This is a genomic window from Parapedobacter brassicae (assembly GCF_051400755.1).
GTDB lineage: Bacteria > Bacteroidota > Bacteroidia > Sphingobacteriales > Sphingobacteriaceae > Parapedobacter.
The window spans coordinates 135,604-151,956 of sequence record NZ_JBLFFL010000004.1; the positions used below are offsets into that span (position 1 = coordinate 135,604).

The following is a 16,353-nucleotide window of genomic DNA, read 5'->3' on the forward strand; positions in this document are numbered from 1 at the left end:
CAGAATCGGCAACTTTCACTCAATGCTCTAATAATTTTATCCAAAATGTGCTATCTTACCATTCGTTATGTTTTTTTAATTCCATAAAGATGCAAATTCCTTAGCTTTGATCAATCATTAGAACACCATGCCATTATTCACCATTAACCAAGGGAAAGCCGAAGAGCTCGGAGAAAAGCCATTCAAACTGGAAAAAGATATCCAACAGGTGTTTGAGGATAATCTCGACACGTTTATGGGATTAAGGCTTGTAAAGTCGGAGTTTTCGGTCAAAAACCGACGTATCGACACGCTGGCTTTTGACCCGGACGCTTGCGCATTTATCATTATCGAGTATAAACGAGATAAGAGCAACAGCGTGGTGGACCAGGGCATCGCCTACCTGAACCTGATGTTGGAAAACAAAGCGGAATTTATCGTTGAATACAACGAGAGCCTAAAGGCCAATATGACTCGCAGCGAGATTGATTGGAGCCAAACGCGGGTGGCCTTTGTCGCGTCCTCATTTACAGAAAATCAGAAACAGGCCACTAACTTTAAAGACCTGGCCATAGAGCTATGGGAAGTGAAGCGTTTTGAAAACAGTACGCTACTAGTCAATGTGGTCCGTAAATCGGCTTCTGCTCCGAGCATCAAACAGCTGGCTCCGCAAAGCGATTCGCTGGCACAGGTAAGCAAGGAAATTAAGGAATACACCGAAAAAGACCACTACGAACGCAGCTCGGAGGAAATGGTTGAGCTATATCAGCGCTTTAAAGAAGCCATACTAAACCTTGCTGACAATATCGATATCAAACCGAAAAAGCTAGAGATAGGATTTACACATAACGGTAAAATATTTAGCGATATCTGCTTACTTAAAGGTTCACTCAAAATCTGGATTAACCTCAAGCGAGGCCAGCTCGATGATCCTCGGAAAATTGTCGTCGACGTTTCCTCAACCGGACACTGGGGTAATGGTGATTATCAAATCCAGGTGTCGGATGATAAGCACTTGGAGTATATCATGAGTTTGGTGAAGCAAAGCATAAAAGGGTGATGAGCAACGAAGAAGCCAAGATGACCCAAAAGGATTTTTTAGTATCCAAACAGCCGAAGCGCGACAAGATACGTGATAAAAAATGTTGTCCTCTTTTAGATATGAATGGTTCGCAGGTTGGATTCCATCACATTGGATTGATATGCCATTTCAAACACAGCCTTTTTATAATCGGTATCTAAGAGCTCGGTGAAATCAATCAGCGCTCCTGAAGTTTTCCTTCTTCGGCTCCAAAGTGTGTCTTCATTTATCAGAACTTCAATCAGTTCCTCGTCAAGATATCGTCCATAGTCATTGACAATATCCTGTAAAATATCGATGTCGCAGTCTGAAAATTCATCGTCAATAAACGTTCTGATAGGTGGCTTTAACAATTGCCATCGGAGTGAACGCACCAATGTAGGGCCGTTTATCTCGGCCCTGTAAGATAGCCACAATATCGGAGCTCCTGTTCTTCTAACCGCCCGTTCATCAGCCAGGCACAACAATATAGTTACTTTCTGCACACTCAGGGGCTGGATTCGCTCAGCTAAATATATAAGGGTATTTTCTACCTTCTGTTCAGCATACGTTTTAAGCATAGTCTGCAACAATAGGGTACGAATGTGCAGTGTATCTGCACAGGTTAGTATACCTATATCAATCAACTTCGACCCGGTAGACTATTTTGAAGACATCATCGGTAAGCCGCATTGAAGAAAATACGTTGCAGCATATTGTGCTTTTCTTCAACAAAGACGCAGCGCCCTACGTGGTGTCCAAGCCATTGCATGGTTCGCAAAAACCGGTGTCAAAATCTGCCGACGGCGTAACGATTTCTATAGACGTGATCCCTAACTTTGAATTGGAGACGGTAATATTATCATACAATCAATTACTGGAATTGATAACCGTCGATAAATAGGTAAGGGGGAGACCAGGCAAAAGGGGATTAACGATAAGCCGATCAACCGTTCTTATTTATGGTTTGTCTTTTTTATTCTTCAAGTAGATATAATACGCCACATAACCCAGTGATAAACTGAGGGTAATGGTGGCTACTGATAGCCAGCCAAATGGCAAGCGGCTGATCAAGGCAAAGGCGATAGCTGCGCTCAGTAACAGCAGGCACCACTTAACGGCATGATCCTTTTGTTCAATGCCTAAATTAAGCATTTTTTTAGCTTCATCACTTGTGATGCCCATCCGGATCATTTTGCTTTTCAGGCGGTAGTTAAGCAGTATGCGGACCAGGGTCAGCAGAAAGCTAGCAAAGATGTAAAATAAGATGATGATGATGATAGTACGTACGAATACCTCTGGGATATACATCCCATCGGCTAGCGTAAAGCCACTTCCATCTTTGTAAGCTGAGTATGGCTGCTGGTTTACGATATTTATGAATAGTGTCGGTTTCATATGTCTGTTATTTGATGAGACGGTTATGCTTAATTCAAGTTGCAGTTTATTCGCCGATAGCTTTTAATCGTTTGCGGTAGGTGTTTAGGATAGCTGCCAGCTGCATGAACAGCACCCCCGTGGCGAGCACCAGAGCCGCTGCAATTGCAAGAAGGGTGATGCCTGTAAATGCCCAGCGCAGGGTTCCCCATAATGCGATGGTGGTTCCGGTGATTAGGGTAACTGCTGTAACTAGCGAGCCGTAGAAGTACCAATTTTCTTTTTTGTCAGTCCTGCTGTATTCAGGCAGCCGGTCAAGGATGAAAAGTTCGGTTTCGAGGTCGATTTGCGGCGTTTCAGTTTGCTGGATCTGGCGATATAGGGACTGGTAGGCGCTGATTTGCGCTTTACAGAAAGTGCAAGTGGAGAGGTGTGCCCAGTTTTTTTCATCTGTTATACCCAAGTATGCGTAATCTTGGAGTTCCTGCTCGGTTACGTGTTCGCTTGTCATAAATCCTCCTTTTTGTATTGATTGAGTAAGCGTTCCTTGAGCACTTTTCTTGCCCGGAACAGGTAATTTTTTATGGTTCCGGCAGGCAGCTCGGTGATCTCGGAAATCTCTTCGATACTAAGCTCCTGCTTATGAAATAGTGTGATGAGCGTGTGGTAGATGGGCGGTAGGCTGGCGCTGGTGGCTTCCAGGATCTCTACCCGTTGTTTATGGGACAGCAGCTGGCTGGCGTCCAGGCTATCCTGGCTGGTTTCTACTGCTGCTTGATTGCTTTCCTGCTCGTCCTGGTCCAAAGGTAGCCGGGCCGGTTGCGGCCTGGATTTCTGCAAATGGTCTAGGCAGGTGTTGTAACTGATTTGGGCCACCCAGGTGGACAGTTTGCACTGGAAGCGGAATCGCGGCAGGTTCTTGAACGTTTTCAGGTAGACATCCTGGATGAGATCTTTTCGCTCGGGGTGGTTGCCGACCATTTTGTAGACGATCTGGGCCACGAGCTTATCGGTGTGCCGGATCAGCAAGCTCGCGGCATCGCGGTCCCCATCCATGATCTTTTTGACCCAGTCCTTATCGGAGAGGCTACCTGTTGCTGTTGCGTTCACTAATGGATTGGACGGCAACTCTGGAAAAAAGTTGCAACATAATGTAATGGGTTATTTCCGGGCTTTTGTTTTTTTTCTTTTTCTTCTTATTATTCTCATGAAAAACACGATGCCTGCAGCACATCATTTCTTCGTAGCCCCGCGGCCTTTCCATAGGTCTTCCAATCGGGCTTAATCAGGACAATATCGATACCATATTCGGCAGCATAACGTTCGGCAAGACGATCAGCTCCCATAGCGCCCCCTGAAATGATTTGCGTTATACCTTCGATGTGTTGAAGTTTTTCCTTTAAAAATTCGTAGTCCGTAAACGTGCGGCTTCCAATAATAGCTGTTTTCATCGTTACTTTTTTGCAAAGTAAGATGGATACAACGCAGCCAATTTGCGGTTGGCCAAAAAATTCGGTGAATCTTTAATAAGCTAGTTAAGGACATTCGGCAGGCTCAGCAGATTATTAGGTTACGCTGGACTTTACCAAATATCGCGTAAAACTTTATCCTTTAATAAAACTTACATCAGCGATTATGCTGTCCAGAAAATTGAAATAGGTGAATTTAAGACCTGCTTTTTGTCGATGAAAAATAACAAAGTAGATCAAACGAGTAAAGGGCATGAACCCTTTACTTTTTCGAGTTGATAATCTTCTTTAAAAAGTACTTGATTTAAATCTCGTTCGATGGTAATGTCAGGTTCCGTACCGATGCCATCTAATATTTTACCGCTTTTTTGAAAGGAAATCAACGATATCAAAATTCATAAGACATCCAAACGAAATGCCCCCTTTTTATATTCCAATAATTTCTGAACCATAAGATCCCAAGGCCACTCAATGTAATATTGACGTTGCACCAATTGCTCGAATACGCGATCATGCTCTTGATACCATGCACCGATGTTGTTGCTTATAAAAACATTAAGCATGTCTATTTCGTCAAACGCGAGTGGAACTTTACCCCCAAAGCCCCTGAAGTTAAAATAGATCTCTTTGAGTTTGGGCTCGGGCGTAAAATAGAGGATTACTCCCAATCGTCCCTTGGGATTTTGCCTATACAGTTCCTTCACCCTCTCGAGACTAATTGACCGATCCAACATCCAAACAATCTCTATAGCATTGTTCTTAAGAAAATTTTCATTGGCAGACATTGCTTCGGCACTGCCATCGTTCCTTGGAGTACCAAACAACCGGTTGTCTTTTTTTCCTATAACAATATATTCAACCGAGTCATTGACATAAAAAATCCGATAGCCTTCGGGAATTTGCCGGTCAACCGAATCAGGTTGTTGAGCTAATGCTGTTGTGATCGAGAAAAAAAACAAAAACAACGGTCTCATACTGCAAATCAATTTGGTGAGGAAGCGCATGGACTGGATTCCAAACATGGTTTATGACACAAGGCGGCTTACCTGATTGGTTCCTTCTTTCCGACCTGTGCGGTAGTAACATATTGAAGTACGCTTGCTAATTCAACCCCCAAAACGGCCTCCATTTTACAAATGGTCTCCAAGGTAAGATTCTCACGCCCTTTCAATATTTTACTGATGTGTTGTGCAGATACCCCCAGCTGCTCGGCAAATTCCTTTTGGGTCATCCCGATATGCCGTAATTTCCTTAAAACCGTTAAAGCTATTAAGGCAGACTTTTTTAACCATTCCTTATTCTCCTTACGCCATTTCGTTTTTTCAACCCAACGTAGGTCTTCACCCGAAACCAGCTGCTGAAATTTACTTAAGTTATCGTTATTCATGTTCTAATTCTAAATACCTAATTCCCTGAATGTATCCTCATCAATAATGCCGTTTTCTTCCAAGAACCTTTCGCTTTTTTTTTGAGAGTTCTGTGGCTCGGTATTCGTCGTTGTCTAAGTTTTTAAATACATGGTCTAATCCCCCGCTATGGTTAGTTAACTCTTGAATATGCTCAAACAAGTCATCTGCATCATCCAAGGTTTCCAACACGGCTTCTTCCACCGAGATGCGGTCAAAATACCTTAAATCATGTCGATGCGCTTCAAAAAAAGCCTCTAACCATCCTATATCAGTCCATACTTCAATCAGCTTTTGCCATTCGTTCTCGTCTTCATTTTCAAAATGAATAGCATACAACCTTTCCGCAAAGGTATGAATGATCTTCATGAAATCAACCTATAGGTTTAGTGTTATATAATCCCCACAAATGGTACACAGCTTACGTGGTTCCTTAAGTTTATCCCCCGTTGATAAACTCGACTGCCTTTTCCAGCGCCTCATCGCGGCCAGCCTTGACGCCTTTGATGGTCGGCTTCACTTCGACATCAGGGACAATGCCCACTCGCTGGGTTTCGGTACCATTGGGATAGTATACGCCGAGCCCGCTGATGGTGGTCCGTATGTCCCCCGGCAAAGCAATGGGTGAAATGTCGCCGTCGGCGCCGGCAGTCGTAGAGCCGATTACCGTCGCGTTCGGATGCACCCGGTACGCCATGGCGTGAAATTCTGCCGAGCTTTGCGTCACTTCGTTGACAAGGATCACCACTTTGCCCTGATATCCTCCGTTAAGGGCACCTGCCGTTGTTGATGCCCCGAGCACGAACAGTCCCGGCTGCTGCAGATTTCCATAACTGAACATCACAAATGGGGTGGCTTTCGGTATCAGGTACTTACTGAATGCATGGACCGGAAAATGCATTGGATAGTTCCGGTTATCGATGATCAGCCCTTTGCTTTGCTTGACCTTATCCCAGAACTTTGGCAGGTCATCTGCATTCAACGTACCATTATTCACGTAAGCAATATCATCTGAAATCATCTTGAAGCTCGTATCCTTGCTAACAAACCGGTTGAGCATGGTGAGCTGATCAGGGCGGAACGTTTTCAACATAGCTGTTTTCGTGCCGCCCTCCCTAACAAATTCCACCTGGATGGTCGAGTCATTTGAGCGCAGGAGTTTAGGGGCGATGTCGCGCAGCTGCGTCGGATAGTTGGAGGCTGGCGTGTATTTGAGCAGATCCTTCACCACCTGTTCAACCGCCTTACCATTTATCGCGGTGATGACATCTCCTACCTCCAGGCCCGTGGCTCTGCCCCACTCTTCATGCCGGTATCCGGTTACTACGGCCCGCTCCTCCACAAACTGCACTTCCACCGGCGCATGCTTTTCCCCGAAAAACCGGTTCAGCAAGGGGTTGTTGCCCCACACATTGGCATGGGTGTCATGCACCCGGCCGATCAGCTCCAATACCGTAAGCACATAAGCCTGTGGGTCATCCGCTTCGGCAAATCTTGGTACAAACTCGCCCAACACATCCTTCCAGTCTTCTTCGATCAGGTGTTTATACGGAAAGAAGTACTGGATAATGTTCCAGTACCGATACAGTGCCAACAGGCGCATCCCGTCGTCATCAGCACGCATGGTTGGGTACGCATGCTCGCTTCCAAAATCCGGATTACCTACGCCCGGACGGGTGCCAATGTAGAAGTGCTTGCCGTCGCGCTTCGCATCCTTTACATCCAACAGCAAAGCAGTCAACTCGTCCGAAAAATCACTGTTGGAGATCCATGCCAGGTCCGGTTCATGTTTCACCTTTGCCGAAGCAGGACGCTGCACGGCGCCTTTTTCAAAAGGCCCCAGCTTATTGATCCAACTCACCAGTGCGTCATCCCGTTTCGTCTCGCTGCCCGCGTCCACTACCGAAGGCAATACGCGGAACAGCTCATAATCCCAATTGAAATCACCTTTGGCGACGTTCGGATGATAGTATTTAACGAATCCCCATACCAGACCCAGCACCTTCAGGTTTTCCTTATGCATCTCATTCAGCACCGGCAGACTGATCTGCGAGCCGCTGTCAAACGCGGTATCCAGCTGGGCTGGCAGCTTTCTCTCTTCCAGCGGTTTCAATGTGGAGATATCTTTGCCGTCAATCGTTAGCACCAGCCCATCAATCCAAACCTTGCCCTTACCGGCCAACAGACCGCCCAACACGATCCGCTCCGTTTTCTCCGGATCCATATCCAGCGTAAACTCGTATCGGGTCCAATCGGTGGTGCCCGCGATACCTTCCTGCTGCATATTATTGAAGGCCACCTGCGGATCAATGCGCATCCACAAGCCGGCAAAGCCTTCCACATGCTCCGTTTTCATATAGCCCGAAAGCGTGATCTTCCTGCCCGGATAACTGCCCGGAATGATGAGCTGCCATGCCCTAAACTCCGCCTTTTCACCGGCAAACTCAATCACTGCCGCGTATTTACCGCTCCTGGCCTGGCCAGAATCCAGTGACAATGTATAGCCCTCGCCACCTCCATAGCCACTCCATCCAATAGGCATACCGTTTGCCGCATTTTCAAAATCCAAATTAAACGAAGCCTTAGGATCGGGCGGTTGGCACATTGCCGATATGGCCATAGCCATCACTAAAAAGAGGGAAGCTATTTTTTTCATAAAACAGGTTGTGTCAGTTTTTATAATGCAATATAAGAACATCGAGCTAAATTCATCTTACTTTTCGCCAAATACCGACATCCCGCCCGGTGATACTTCTCCCCTGTTTTGGTGACGCACACGATCACTCCTTTGCTGCGTAGCAGCGGTGGGCGCCCGGTGATGCGACGCTGCCGAAGCCACGGGCAGCAGTCATCTCGATTTCGAATTCGACAGCATTGGACCAAATGGGAAAATCTATAAGGTTGTGCGTTTCGTCAAGAACGAGACTGTATCAAATGGGTATCTCGGCAAATTGGGGCGAGATAGAGCCTATTATGGATGTTTATGGTTATGTGGGTGGCAATTGGCAACTGCTTTTGCCTCTTAGAGCCCTCACATTCCATACCCATTCTTGATCGCTTCTTTCTGCACCCCGTCCGGTGGTACTTCTCCCCTGTCTTGGTGAGGTATATTATTTCTTGTTCTTACATAGAAGATGCAACCTACTTTTCCTGGAAAGAAATAATCACACTCAAGATGAAATTTATAAAAAAAAAGGCAATTTTCCGTACATTTACCCAACATCACTAATTATGAACCAACATATACCCGATATCAGCCTCTGCTTCAGCAATTCGCTATGCAATTGCCTAACAAGAGTAAAAATATGTCTGTCTAGTTTTTAGAAGGCACAAACATTTTAAAATGTACTTAACGAAATCCATCTTAATTATAATGCTCTTACTGTCGGTCAAAATCACCATCGGACAGCAATATGAGGCGTTAGAGAATAAAGAGATCGGACAGGTACTAAAGAACCTATTTAATTTGAAACCGGAGAATGCAAAGAGCAGCGGTCCGTTATTCGCGTCGGATATCTATTGCATGCTTTGTGAGGTGGAGGACCCTATTATTCATGAGAAGCCGTACAACAGGAAGAATGAAGAGTTTATAGCTGAGAACCTGGCAGATATATTATCCTCAGATTGGTTGCAAAGAGCCAAGGTTTCAGACAATGTCTTTATAGAAGAAACACCTAATGACCCAGCCAAAAGAAGTGACTATATCGTCTTCTTCACGACACACAAAAAGGATGAAATGGCAAAAGGACACGAGGGCGCGCTGCTAGGGATTTACCTAAAAAGGGAAAATGGTGAATTAAAGATAAGTGGCTTTGAAACGATTCCGTAGTATAAAACGGTATTAATTTATACTTTTTCATCGGGACGATATTTATTTCTTCTTTTTGTCCAAATCCGTACGGACTTGACGGATTCTACTGAAAAATTTGTGTTGAGCAGCAAATTTCTCACAATTTGCGCCGTAGTCTCCCTTTTAACCGAATCAAATGCGTTTTGCGTATCCCACTTGGCCTTTAAAGTTGCTTCGTATGCCATACGTTCCTCCTTCCTTAGTTTTGCGACTTCCGATACCTCAAAGATAAGCTGGGAAACCCGCTTGTCCAAGAATGTCGGAATTTAATGTGTTGCCTGTCTGTAATTCTCACTTTTTACGTAAGTTTGAAAAGCACAACGCTTTACCAATAGAAACAGCGATATGAAGCAAAAAGAATATTCGCGCAAAGAATTCGTAAAAGGAATGGCTATCGCGGCTGCTGGATTTATGATCGTTCCTCGGCACGTGTTGGGCGGAAAAGGGTTTTTAGCACCTAGCGATAAGATCACGGTAGGTATCGTGGGGGCGGGTGGCAAAGGCAGACAAAACGCCGCAGAGCTTTTGAAATTAAAGGATGTACAAATCACGGCGATTGCAGATCCTGTAAAGTACTGGGATTTAAAAGATTTTTATTATCAGTCTATAGCAGGTCGTGAACCGGTAAAGGAAATGATCGAAAGTCATTATAAGTCGGTGAATGCTGCCTCCAAAATCAACGAATACATTGATTTTAGGGAAATGCTTGAGAAAGAATCTTCTCTCGATGCTATCATGTGCTCCACACCCGACAATACGCATGCTTATGTGTCGATAAAAGCAATGCGGGCCGGTAAACACGTGTATTGTGAAAAACCGCTGACGCATAACATCTGGGAGGCGCGGAAAGTAAGGGAGGTTGCATTGGAAACCGGTTTGGCCACGCAAATGGGAAATGCGCTCCATAGCGGGGATGGGATACGGCAAACTGTTGAGTACCTCCGTGACGGTGCGATCGGGAAAGTTAAGGAAGCGCATACCTGGGTGCCTGCTTCGCGGTGGAATCCGGGTTTAAAGGGGCTGCCCTCGGGTTCTGCGATGGATGAACAAGCGATGGGATGGGATTTATGGCTGGGGCCTACGCCTTATATGCCCTGCCATAAGGAATATACCCCGGTAACCTGGCGGGATTTCTGGGCGCTCGGTTGCGGTGCATTGGGCGACTTTGGTTGCCACGATCTGGATGCTTCAACCTGGGCCTTTGACCTTCATGCTCCAGAAAGTGTTGAAGTACAGCCTGCAGGATATAGCGATGCTGATATCGCACCTTATGGGGAGATAGGGTATTACTATTTTGCAAAGAAAGATAATCAGCCTGAGTTTAAGCAGGTTTGGTATTCCGGCGGGTTACGGCCTGCCCGACCAGAGATACTGCCCGATGGTGTGGAGTTGCCTGACCGCGGTTCCGTTTTTATCGGAAAAAAGGGTATTATCGTAACAGGGGCAGGTGGTTCAAATCCACAGATTTTCCCTGAACAGCGCCGCGAAAGATATCATCCGCCAAAGCCTACTATTCCCCGTTCAAATGGACATTTTCGAGACTGGATTGACGCAATAAAGGGCGGACCGGCCGCGAGTTCAAACTTTGAATATGGGGCCCGTCTTACCGAGATAACACTTCTTGGCGTGCTTTCACTCCGGCTGGGTGGAAAGAAGATCGAGTGGGATAGTGAAAACATGCAGGTGAAGGGCCTATCTGAAGCAGATCAATATCTCCGGGAGCCGGTTCGACCAGGATGGGAAATGGCTTAGTACATCCAGGAGCTTTAACCAATGGCCATCGAACTTGTGCGCCAACTGGAAAGCTGTTGCCGATATTACGGAGAATGTTTAAGAAACAGCATCAGGAGATAAGACTATGACAAAAAGTAAATTATTGCGAATGGACAATGTCGGCATCGTGGTAGAATCCCTCGATGAGACCATTTCCTTCTTTACCGAGCTTGGCTTGAAGCTCGAAGGGCAAGCCGTCGTAGAAGGGGAATGGGCAGGTCGGGTCACCGGACTGAGCAACCAGCGTGTCGAAATCGCCATGATGGTCACGCCCGACGGCCATAGCCGATTAGAAATCTCGCGGTTTCTCTCTCCGCCTGTTGTTGCCGATCATCGGAATACGCCGGTGAATGCGCTCGGCTACCTCCGTATCATGTTCGCTGTAGAACATATCGAAGAAACACTCGACAGGCTCAGTAAATTCGGTGCACAGCTCGTCGGAGAAGTGGTTCAGTACGAAGACTCGTATCGGCTCTGCTATATCCGCGGCCCCGAAGGGTTGCTTATCGGGCTTGCAGAACAACTCTTTGAGTAGTGGACTGATACCACGCTAAAACCGGTGGGAACTCTCCTTCAATCATGTGCCGGGGTTATCACGGAACTCTTGTGTGATTGGCATACCGTCAACACTGCCGCTTAATAAATTTTTCAAATCTTCTGCTGCTAAACGCCCAATATCCACCTTACATCAAAAGCATCAATTACTTCAATTAGTTTTTGGTCATCATCATGCTCGACCAAAAGATCCTGGTGATGATAGACCAGTTTTTCAATAAGCGCTTTTCGATCATCGGTATGTTTACATGGCAAAAAAATAGACATGTAGTTCCCGAGGGTTCTTCCTTCGTTGTGTACCAGGTCTGAACCGTGAATAGTGATGCGATCAGCGACAAGCGACCCGCTGACGACAGGCATTTCTGTATAACCGGGCAATGCTTTCTCGAACGTTTCAAATTGCAGCATGCCACCAAAGCAGCTTTGGTAATAGGTGAGTGCTTTCCTGCAATTACCAGAAAAGGTAATGAAGATCGCACTCACTAATTTACCATTATTAGGATTAGTCATCGTAAGGTTAAATTAGGCATCAGGAATTTGAGGCTCTACAAGCTTCATCAATTTCTCCAGCGATTCCTGCCAACCTAAATAACACATTTCTGCCGGGATGACTTCAGGAAGTCCTTCCTGTAGCACTTTGAGTTCGGTGCCGCACGAAACCGCTTTCAGCCAGATCGTGTTGGTCATTTTTCCGGGCATATTAGGGTCGTCAAACACATCCGTATACTTAATATATTCATTCGGTTTGATCTCCAGGTATTCGCCACCGAAGGAATGTCCATTCCCTGTACTGAAATTAATGAACGTCATGTGGTACTTCCCCCCTACCTTAAAATCCATCTGCTGCACGGTGCACACAAAGCCATAAGGTGGCAGCCAATTTGAATAGGCTAGTGGGTCGGCAAATGCCCGGAATACCTTTTCGGGGCTTGCCTTAATTACGCGATGTAATGAAACGGTGTTGTTTTCCATTGCTATTGATATTTAATGGTGATTAATAATTTGTTTGATAATTTGTCTTAACGCTGCGCTGGATTTTATGCTGATAAACATAAGAAACCGCGAGAATACCCAGCACCACCAATGGCAGCAGCATAAACCCGATGTTTTGATCTACACAGGCATGACTGATGAATGCAAAGATTAAATTAAACGTGAGCCCTGCATATGCCCATTCCTTTAGCTTGCTTGGTATTTTTGGAAAGGAGATCGCTATTACACCAAGTGCTTTACAGATGATAAGCGTATAGGCAAAGTAATCGGGATAGCCCAACGGTTTTGTGCCGACGGTTGCTTGCTGCGGGGCAAACAGCAGGGTGGTAAGTGGCATGACACCCTCCCAAAGGATGATGATGGTCGTGGCCACCCAAAAGATTATTTTATTCTTTTTCATTTTACTAATTATTAGTGGTTTATAAACTAGTTTGATTCAACATGTTTCACAAAGTTGTCCAAGATGGCTTGCCATCCTTGTTTCTGAAATTCGGGATCATTTTCTGTTTCAGCATCAAAGGTGGTTGCGATGTTGGTTTTACCGTCTTGCGCGGTAAACAACGTGGTAGCCTTTCTCCCATCGGGCATGGTGTAGGAAATTTCCTTATGCAGCTCTACCGTATCGTAAATGCCTTCGAAGTCAAAACCGAAGCTGCCGTCTTTGGCTTCCATCCGGTTCTTGAACTTACCACCTACGCGCAGGTCGTTTTCGCTGCTTGGGGTATGCCAACTTGGGTCGGGAGTGTTCCATTGCATAATGTCGCTTGGTGTGTTCCAAGCTTTCCAAACGTTTGCTACGGGAGCATTTACTGTTGCTTCTACCGTGATTCGTGTTACTTGTGCCATTTTTTTGTTGTTTTTGCTGTGTTAAATTATACAATTCAAAAGTACGATGGGATATGGAATCCCGGCTGTTGTGAAAACGACAACTTTAGGGGTAGATTATGACAAAACTTTTCTACCTTGCAGCTAAATACGTTTGATTGCTATGCAGATTTCTGTCTTTGTGCCTGAGTATGGGGTAATTGAAGCCGTGACACCGGCGTTCAGGACCTTCCATACCGCCAATGAGTTTCTAAGCACATTTGGCAAAAAACCCATTTTCAAGGTTGAGTATGTGGGCTTAAACGAATATGTGCCTGCTAATAATGGTGAGTACATGATCAAAACCGATAGGTTGCTCAAAGACGTGACTGCAACGGATTTACTGATCATTCCCCCTGCATATGGTGATACCGCCAAGGGGGTTCAAGCCAATGCCGAAGCGATACCTCATTTCAAAAAGTTGCACGACAGGGGTGCAAGTCTTGCCAGTTTGTGTATCGGTGCTTTTCTTTTGGCCGAAACCGGTTTGCTCAAGGGTAAAAAATGCTCGACACATTGGGCCCATGTCAACGAGTTTAGGGAACGATACCCCGATGTGGAAGTAGAGGATGGCGCGATCATAACAGAACACGACAATATTTACAGCAGTGGCGGGGCAAGCAGTTTATGGAATTTAATACTATACCTGGTTGAAAAGTTTGCTGACCGGGAAACGGCTATCATGATCTCGAAATATTTTGCATTGGATATTGGGAGGGATAGCCAATCTCAATTCGCGATATTCAAAGGTCAACGGAATCATGGTGATGATGATATCAAAAAAGTACAGGATTACATTGAAAAACACTATTGTGATAAAATAACAATAGAAACGCTGGCAACGTTAATTAATTCGGGCCGTAGAACATTTGAAAGGAGATTCAAAGAGGCAACGAACAATACACCCATCGAGTATATACAACGCGTAAGAATAGAGGCTGCCAAAAATTTCTTTGAAGCATCAAGAAAGAATATAACCGAAATCATGTTTGATGTGGGCTATACGGATACGAAAGCTTTTAGGGATATCTTCAAAAAGATTACGGGGCTTACGCCGATTGAGTACCGGAATAAGTTTGCACGGGTGGCCAATGAGGTGTAAGCTAGGTGTATGATGTTTTAACGTTTATTGGATGGCCTTGGATGCGGTTATCATGATTAAACATGACACGATTTGAACACACCTTCAACCGATCAGGCTACATAACACCGCTCATCCTTCCCCACCTTTGTACCATTACTTTAAACATAAAATGTAAAGAAAATGGAAGGTATCAAAGGAAAAGTAGTAGCCGTTACCGGAGCAAGCAGCGGTATTGGTGAAGCAATCGCCCGTCATTTGGCGGCATTGGGTGCCAAAGTCGTATTGGGAGCCAGACGAGTGGACAACCTAAAAACGATCGTGGAGTCTATCTCCTCAAGTAATGGTGATGCGGTGTACAGAAAACTGGATGTAACCGATACGGAAGATGTGCGTGCATTTGCAAACCACGCGGTGGAGCATTTCGGCACGCTGGATGTATGGGTGAACAATGCCGGCCTGATGCCGCTTTCGATGATCAACAGTTACAAAATCGACGAATGGCACCGGATGATCGATGTGAACGTCAAGGGGGTGCTGCACGGCATCGCGGCGGCGCTGCCCGTTTTTGAAGCCAAGGACAGCGGCCAGTTTGTCAATATCACATCGGTGGGCGACCGCTGGGTCGGGCCTACCTCTTCCGTTTACAGCGCTACAAAATTTGCTGTACGGGCTATTTCAGATGGGTTACGCCAAGAAGTAAGCGGCAACATCAGGGTGACCCTTATAGCGCCCGGGGCAACGGAATCGGAATTGGCAGAAAGTATTTCGGATCCGGATTTGAAGAAATTGGCCATTGAAAAATTCCGAATGGATCTACTGCCTGCGGCCGCTATTGCCCGGGCGGTCGCATATGCCGTATCACAGCCAGCTGACGTGGATGTCAATGAAATCGTTGTACGACCTACGGCGCAAAAAGCGTTATAACAAACGGCGGAATTGTTTTTTTAAAAGGAAAATTAATTGCGTAAATTGGCCTATATGGAAAGGGTACTCCGCTTTCGTTCGATAGCTGCGTTTCACGACTTCTGCAACCTTCCGAGACCCGAGCATCCGTTGATCAGCCTGATCGATTACAGCAAGATTTCGTATCCGGTGGATGACAGCGAAATGAAATGGATACAGGAATTCTATTCGGTCGGATTAAAGCGGAATGTCAATGCCAGATTCAATTACGGCCAGCAGCAATATGACTTTGACTCGGGGGTACTTACTTTTATATCCCCGCTTCAATTCCTGAAAATAGAGATCAATCCGGAGGCGATAGTCGAACCTACGGGCTGGCTGCTGCTTATCCATCCCGATTTTTTGTGGAATACGGCCTTGGCAAAGAAGATCAAGTCCTATGAGTTTTTCCAATATGCCGCAAACGAAGCGCTTTTCCTTTCGGACAAAGAAGAAAAGGTGATCGTGGATATCCTGCAAAACATCGAACGGGAATACCGATCCAACATCGATAAATTCAGTCAGAAGCTGATCGTCGCACAGCTCGAAATGCTGCTCATCTACTCCGAACGCTTCTACGAGCGCCAGTTCATCACGCGGAAAAAAGCCAGTCACGAGCTGCTGGAGCGATTTGAGCAGCTCCTTACACAATATTTTGAAAGTGGGAACTCCTTGAAAAAAGGTATTCCAACGGTTGCGACCATGGCGGATCAAATGAATATTTCAGCAAATTATTTGGGAAGTATGCTTCGCATTTACACCCAGCAGAACACGCAACAGCACATACAAAATAAGCTGATTGAGTATGCCAAAGAACGTTTGACCACGACGAACTTATCGGTCAGCGAAATTGCCTATGAACTCGGTTTTGAACACCCACAGTCATTCAGTAAACGGTTCAAAAGCAAAACTAATTTGACGCCATTGGAATTTCGGGCGACGTTTAATTGAGATACACGGTCGTCAAATACATTCGTTTCCCAGACCGTGAAAGATAGTCT

Annotated in this window: 23 protein-coding genes; 9 read left to right on the forward strand and 14 right to left on the reverse strand. The window is 45.6% G+C overall.

What is annotated here, in order from left to right:
- The first annotated feature begins 127 nt into the window (after positions 1-127).
- Positions 128-1,039 carry a DUF5655 domain-containing protein gene (locus ACMGDE_RS13075; RefSeq protein ID WP_436833251.1) on the forward strand — a complete coding sequence of 304 codons (912 nt, stop codon included), beginning with the start codon at positions 128-130 and terminating at the stop codon, positions 1,037-1,039.
- A 95-nt stretch (positions 1,040-1,134) separates the two neighbouring features.
- Here the strand turns inward: ACMGDE_RS13075 and ACMGDE_RS13080 are convergent, their stop codons facing one another.
- Positions 1,135-1,620 (reverse strand): Panacea domain-containing protein, encoded by a 486-nt coding sequence (locus ACMGDE_RS13080; protein WP_436833252.1) that lies wholly within the window; start codon positions 1,618-1,620, stop codon positions 1,135-1,137.
- Between the two features lie 86 nt (positions 1,621-1,706).
- Here ACMGDE_RS13080 and ACMGDE_RS13085 point away from each other — a divergent pair, with 86 nt between their 5' ends.
- Positions 1,707-1,943 (forward strand): hypothetical protein, encoded by a 237-nt coding sequence (locus tag ACMGDE_RS13085; RefSeq protein ID WP_436833253.1) that lies wholly within the window; start codon positions 1,707-1,709, stop codon positions 1,941-1,943.
- Positions 1,944-1,999: 56 nt separating this feature from the next.
- On the opposite strand, the gene ACMGDE_RS13090 is transcribed toward ACMGDE_RS13085, so the two are convergent.
- The 8 genes from ACMGDE_RS13090 to ACMGDE_RS13125 form a co-directional block, all read right to left on the reverse strand.
- Positions 2,000-2,437: a hypothetical protein gene (locus ACMGDE_RS13090; RefSeq protein ID WP_436833254.1), complete on the reverse strand. Its 438-nt coding sequence runs from the start codon at positions 2,435-2,437 to the stop codon at positions 2,000-2,002.
- Positions 2,438-2,483: 46 nt separating this feature from the next.
- Positions 2,484-2,927, reverse strand: coding sequence for a hypothetical protein (locus ACMGDE_RS13095; RefSeq protein WP_436833255.1), 444 nt, complete (start codon positions 2,925-2,927; stop codon positions 2,484-2,486).
- Positions 2,924-3,526 (reverse strand): RNA polymerase sigma factor, encoded by a 603-nt coding sequence (locus ACMGDE_RS13100; protein WP_436833256.1) that lies wholly within the window; start codon positions 3,524-3,526, stop codon positions 2,924-2,926. The genes ACMGDE_RS13095 and ACMGDE_RS13100 overlap by 4 nt, the downstream gene beginning before the upstream one ends.
- Positions 3,527-3,621: 95 nt before the next feature.
- Positions 3,622-3,867: a DUF2493 domain-containing protein gene (locus tag ACMGDE_RS13105; protein ID WP_436833257.1), complete on the reverse strand. Its 246-nt coding sequence runs from the start codon at positions 3,865-3,867 to the stop codon at positions 3,622-3,624.
- 413 nt (positions 3,868-4,280) lie between these two features.
- Positions 4,281-4,859 carry a hypothetical protein gene (locus tag ACMGDE_RS13110; protein ID WP_436833258.1) on the reverse strand — a complete coding sequence of 193 codons (579 nt, stop codon included), beginning with the start codon at positions 4,857-4,859 and terminating at the stop codon, positions 4,281-4,283.
- 68 nt (positions 4,860-4,927) lie between these two features.
- Positions 4,928-5,272: a helix-turn-helix domain-containing protein gene (locus ACMGDE_RS13115; RefSeq protein WP_436833259.1), complete on the reverse strand. Its 345-nt coding sequence runs from the start codon at positions 5,270-5,272 to the stop codon at positions 4,928-4,930.
- Between the two features lie 40 nt (positions 5,273-5,312).
- Positions 5,313-5,660, reverse strand: a complete 348-nt coding sequence (locus tag ACMGDE_RS13120) for a hypothetical protein (RefSeq protein ID WP_436833260.1) — start codon at positions 5,658-5,660, stop codon at positions 5,313-5,315.
- A 70-nt stretch (positions 5,661-5,730) separates the two neighbouring features.
- Complete coding sequence (locus tag ACMGDE_RS13125) at positions 5,731-7,947, reverse strand: S41 family peptidase (RefSeq protein WP_436833261.1); 2,217 nt, start codon at positions 7,945-7,947, stop codon at positions 5,731-5,733.
- Between the two features lie 227 nt (positions 7,948-8,174).
- Here ACMGDE_RS13125 and ACMGDE_RS13130 point away from each other — a divergent pair, with 227 nt between their 5' ends.
- Both ACMGDE_RS13130 and ACMGDE_RS13135 read left to right on the forward strand, forming a co-directional pair.
- Entirely contained in the window at positions 8,175-8,345 is a 171-nt protein-coding gene (locus ACMGDE_RS13130) for a DUF6934 family protein (RefSeq protein WP_436833262.1), read from the forward strand.
- A 319-nt stretch (positions 8,346-8,664) separates the two neighbouring features.
- Positions 8,665-9,120 carry a hypothetical protein gene (locus tag ACMGDE_RS13135; protein WP_436833263.1) on the forward strand — a complete coding sequence of 152 codons (456 nt, stop codon included), beginning with the start codon at positions 8,665-8,667 and terminating at the stop codon, positions 9,118-9,120.
- Between the two features lie 17 nt (positions 9,121-9,137).
- On the opposite strand, the gene ACMGDE_RS13140 is transcribed toward ACMGDE_RS13135, so the two are convergent.
- Complete coding sequence (locus ACMGDE_RS13140; RefSeq protein WP_436833264.1) at positions 9,138-9,395, reverse strand: hypothetical protein; 258 nt, start codon at positions 9,393-9,395, stop codon at positions 9,138-9,140.
- 91 nt (positions 9,396-9,486) lie between these two features.
- Between ACMGDE_RS13140 and ACMGDE_RS13145 the strand changes: the two genes are divergently transcribed.
- Complete coding sequence (locus tag ACMGDE_RS13145) at positions 9,487-10,893, forward strand: Gfo/Idh/MocA family protein (RefSeq protein ID WP_436833265.1); 1,407 nt, start codon at positions 9,487-9,489, stop codon at positions 10,891-10,893.
- A gap of 106 nt (positions 10,894-10,999) precedes the next feature.
- Positions 11,000-11,449 (forward strand): VOC family protein, encoded by a 450-nt coding sequence (locus tag ACMGDE_RS13150; protein ID WP_436833266.1) that lies wholly within the window; start codon positions 11,000-11,002, stop codon positions 11,447-11,449.
- A 128-nt stretch (positions 11,450-11,577) separates the two neighbouring features.
- Here ACMGDE_RS13150 and ACMGDE_RS13155 read toward each other — a convergent pair whose 3' ends face one another.
- From ACMGDE_RS13155 to ACMGDE_RS13170, 4 genes are read right to left on the reverse strand one after another with little or no spacing between them, the layout of a single operon-like run.
- Entirely contained in the window at positions 11,578-11,979 is a 402-nt protein-coding gene (locus ACMGDE_RS13155) for a VOC family protein (RefSeq protein WP_436833267.1), read from the reverse strand.
- Between the two features lie 12 nt (positions 11,980-11,991).
- Positions 11,992-12,441, reverse strand: coding sequence for an SRPBCC family protein (locus tag ACMGDE_RS13160; protein ID WP_436833268.1), 450 nt, complete (start codon positions 12,439-12,441; stop codon positions 11,992-11,994).
- 22 nt (positions 12,442-12,463) lie between these two features.
- Complete coding sequence (locus ACMGDE_RS13165; RefSeq protein WP_436833269.1) at positions 12,464-12,862, reverse strand: DoxX family protein; 399 nt, start codon at positions 12,860-12,862, stop codon at positions 12,464-12,466.
- 26 nt (positions 12,863-12,888) lie between these two features.
- Positions 12,889-13,308 (reverse strand): SRPBCC family protein, encoded by a 420-nt coding sequence (locus ACMGDE_RS13170; RefSeq protein ID WP_436833270.1) that lies wholly within the window; start codon positions 13,306-13,308, stop codon positions 12,889-12,891.
- A gap of 142 nt (positions 13,309-13,450) precedes the next feature.
- On the opposite strand from ACMGDE_RS13170, the gene ACMGDE_RS13175 reads away from it, so the two are divergent.
- From ACMGDE_RS13175 to ACMGDE_RS13185, 3 genes are all read left to right on the forward strand, one after another.
- Positions 13,451-14,428, forward strand: coding sequence for a GlxA family transcriptional regulator (locus ACMGDE_RS13175; protein ID WP_436833271.1), 978 nt, complete (start codon positions 13,451-13,453; stop codon positions 14,426-14,428).
- A 162-nt stretch (positions 14,429-14,590) separates the two neighbouring features.
- Positions 14,591-15,334, forward strand: coding sequence for an SDR family oxidoreductase (locus ACMGDE_RS13180; protein ID WP_436833272.1), 744 nt, complete (start codon positions 14,591-14,593; stop codon positions 15,332-15,334).
- Positions 15,335-15,388: 54 nt separating this feature from the next.
- A complete protein-coding gene (locus ACMGDE_RS13185; protein WP_436833273.1) occupies positions 15,389-16,303 on the forward strand; it encodes a helix-turn-helix domain-containing protein in 915 nt (304 codons plus the stop codon).
- Positions 16,304-16,353 lie beyond the last annotated feature (50 nt).

What these genes read in the sequence shown, in the direction of transcription:
- ACMGDE_RS13075 (WP_436833251.1), top strand. Translation starts at nt 128, where the DNA reads ATGCCATTATTCACCATTAACCAAGGGAAAGCCGAAGAGCTCGGAGAA.
- ACMGDE_RS13080 (WP_436833252.1), bottom strand. Translation starts at nt 1,620, where the DNA reads ATGCTTAAAACGTATGCTGAACAGAAGGTAGAAAATACCCTTATATAT.
- ACMGDE_RS13090 (WP_436833254.1), bottom strand. Translation starts at nt 2,437, where the DNA reads ATGAAACCGACACTATTCATAAATATCGTAAACCAGCAGCCATACTCA.
- ACMGDE_RS13095 (WP_436833255.1), bottom strand. Translation starts at nt 2,927, where the DNA reads ATGACAAGCGAACACGTAACCGAGCAGGAACTCCAAGATTACGCATAC.
- ACMGDE_RS13105 (WP_436833257.1), bottom strand. Translation starts at nt 3,867, where the DNA reads ATGAAAACAGCTATTATTGGAAGCCGCACGTTTACGGACTACGAATTT.
- ACMGDE_RS13110 (WP_436833258.1), bottom strand. Translation starts at nt 4,859, where the DNA reads ATGAGACCGTTGTTTTTGTTTTTTTTCTCGATCACAACAGCATTAGCT.
- ACMGDE_RS13115 (WP_436833259.1), bottom strand. Translation starts at nt 5,272, where the DNA reads ATGAATAACGATAACTTAAGTAAATTTCAGCAGCTGGTTTCGGGTGAA.
- ACMGDE_RS13120 (WP_436833260.1), bottom strand. Translation starts at nt 5,660, where the DNA reads ATGAAGATCATTCATACCTTTGCGGAAAGGTTGTATGCTATTCATTTT.
- ACMGDE_RS13125 (WP_436833261.1), bottom strand. Translation starts at nt 7,947, where the DNA reads ATGAAAAAAATAGCTTCCCTCTTTTTAGTGATGGCTATGGCCATATCG.
- ACMGDE_RS13130 (WP_436833262.1), top strand. Translation starts at nt 8,175, where the DNA reads ATGGGAAAATCTATAAGGTTGTGCGTTTCGTCAAGAACGAGACTGTAT.
- ACMGDE_RS13135 (WP_436833263.1), top strand. Translation starts at nt 8,665, where the DNA reads ATGCTCTTACTGTCGGTCAAAATCACCATCGGACAGCAATATGAGGCG.
- ACMGDE_RS13145 (WP_436833265.1), top strand. Translation starts at nt 9,487, where the DNA reads ATGAAGCAAAAAGAATATTCGCGCAAAGAATTCGTAAAAGGAATGGCT.
- ACMGDE_RS13150 (WP_436833266.1), top strand. Translation starts at nt 11,000, where the DNA reads ATGACAAAAAGTAAATTATTGCGAATGGACAATGTCGGCATCGTGGTA.
- ACMGDE_RS13155 (WP_436833267.1), bottom strand. Translation starts at nt 11,979, where the DNA reads ATGACTAATCCTAATAATGGTAAATTAGTGAGTGCGATCTTCATTACC.
- ACMGDE_RS13160 (WP_436833268.1), bottom strand. Translation starts at nt 12,441, where the DNA reads ATGGAAAACAACACCGTTTCATTACATCGCGTAATTAAGGCAAGCCCC.
- ACMGDE_RS13165 (WP_436833269.1), bottom strand. Translation starts at nt 12,862, where the DNA reads ATGAAAAAGAATAAAATAATCTTTTGGGTGGCCACGACCATCATCATC.
- ACMGDE_RS13170 (WP_436833270.1), bottom strand. Translation starts at nt 13,308, where the DNA reads ATGGCACAAGTAACACGAATCACGGTAGAAGCAACAGTAAATGCTCCC.
- ACMGDE_RS13175 (WP_436833271.1), top strand. Translation starts at nt 13,451, where the DNA reads ATGCAGATTTCTGTCTTTGTGCCTGAGTATGGGGTAATTGAAGCCGTG.
- ACMGDE_RS13180 (WP_436833272.1), top strand. Translation starts at nt 14,591, where the DNA reads ATGGAAGGTATCAAAGGAAAAGTAGTAGCCGTTACCGGAGCAAGCAGC.
- ACMGDE_RS13185 (WP_436833273.1), top strand. Translation starts at nt 15,389, where the DNA reads ATGGAAAGGGTACTCCGCTTTCGTTCGATAGCTGCGTTTCACGACTTC.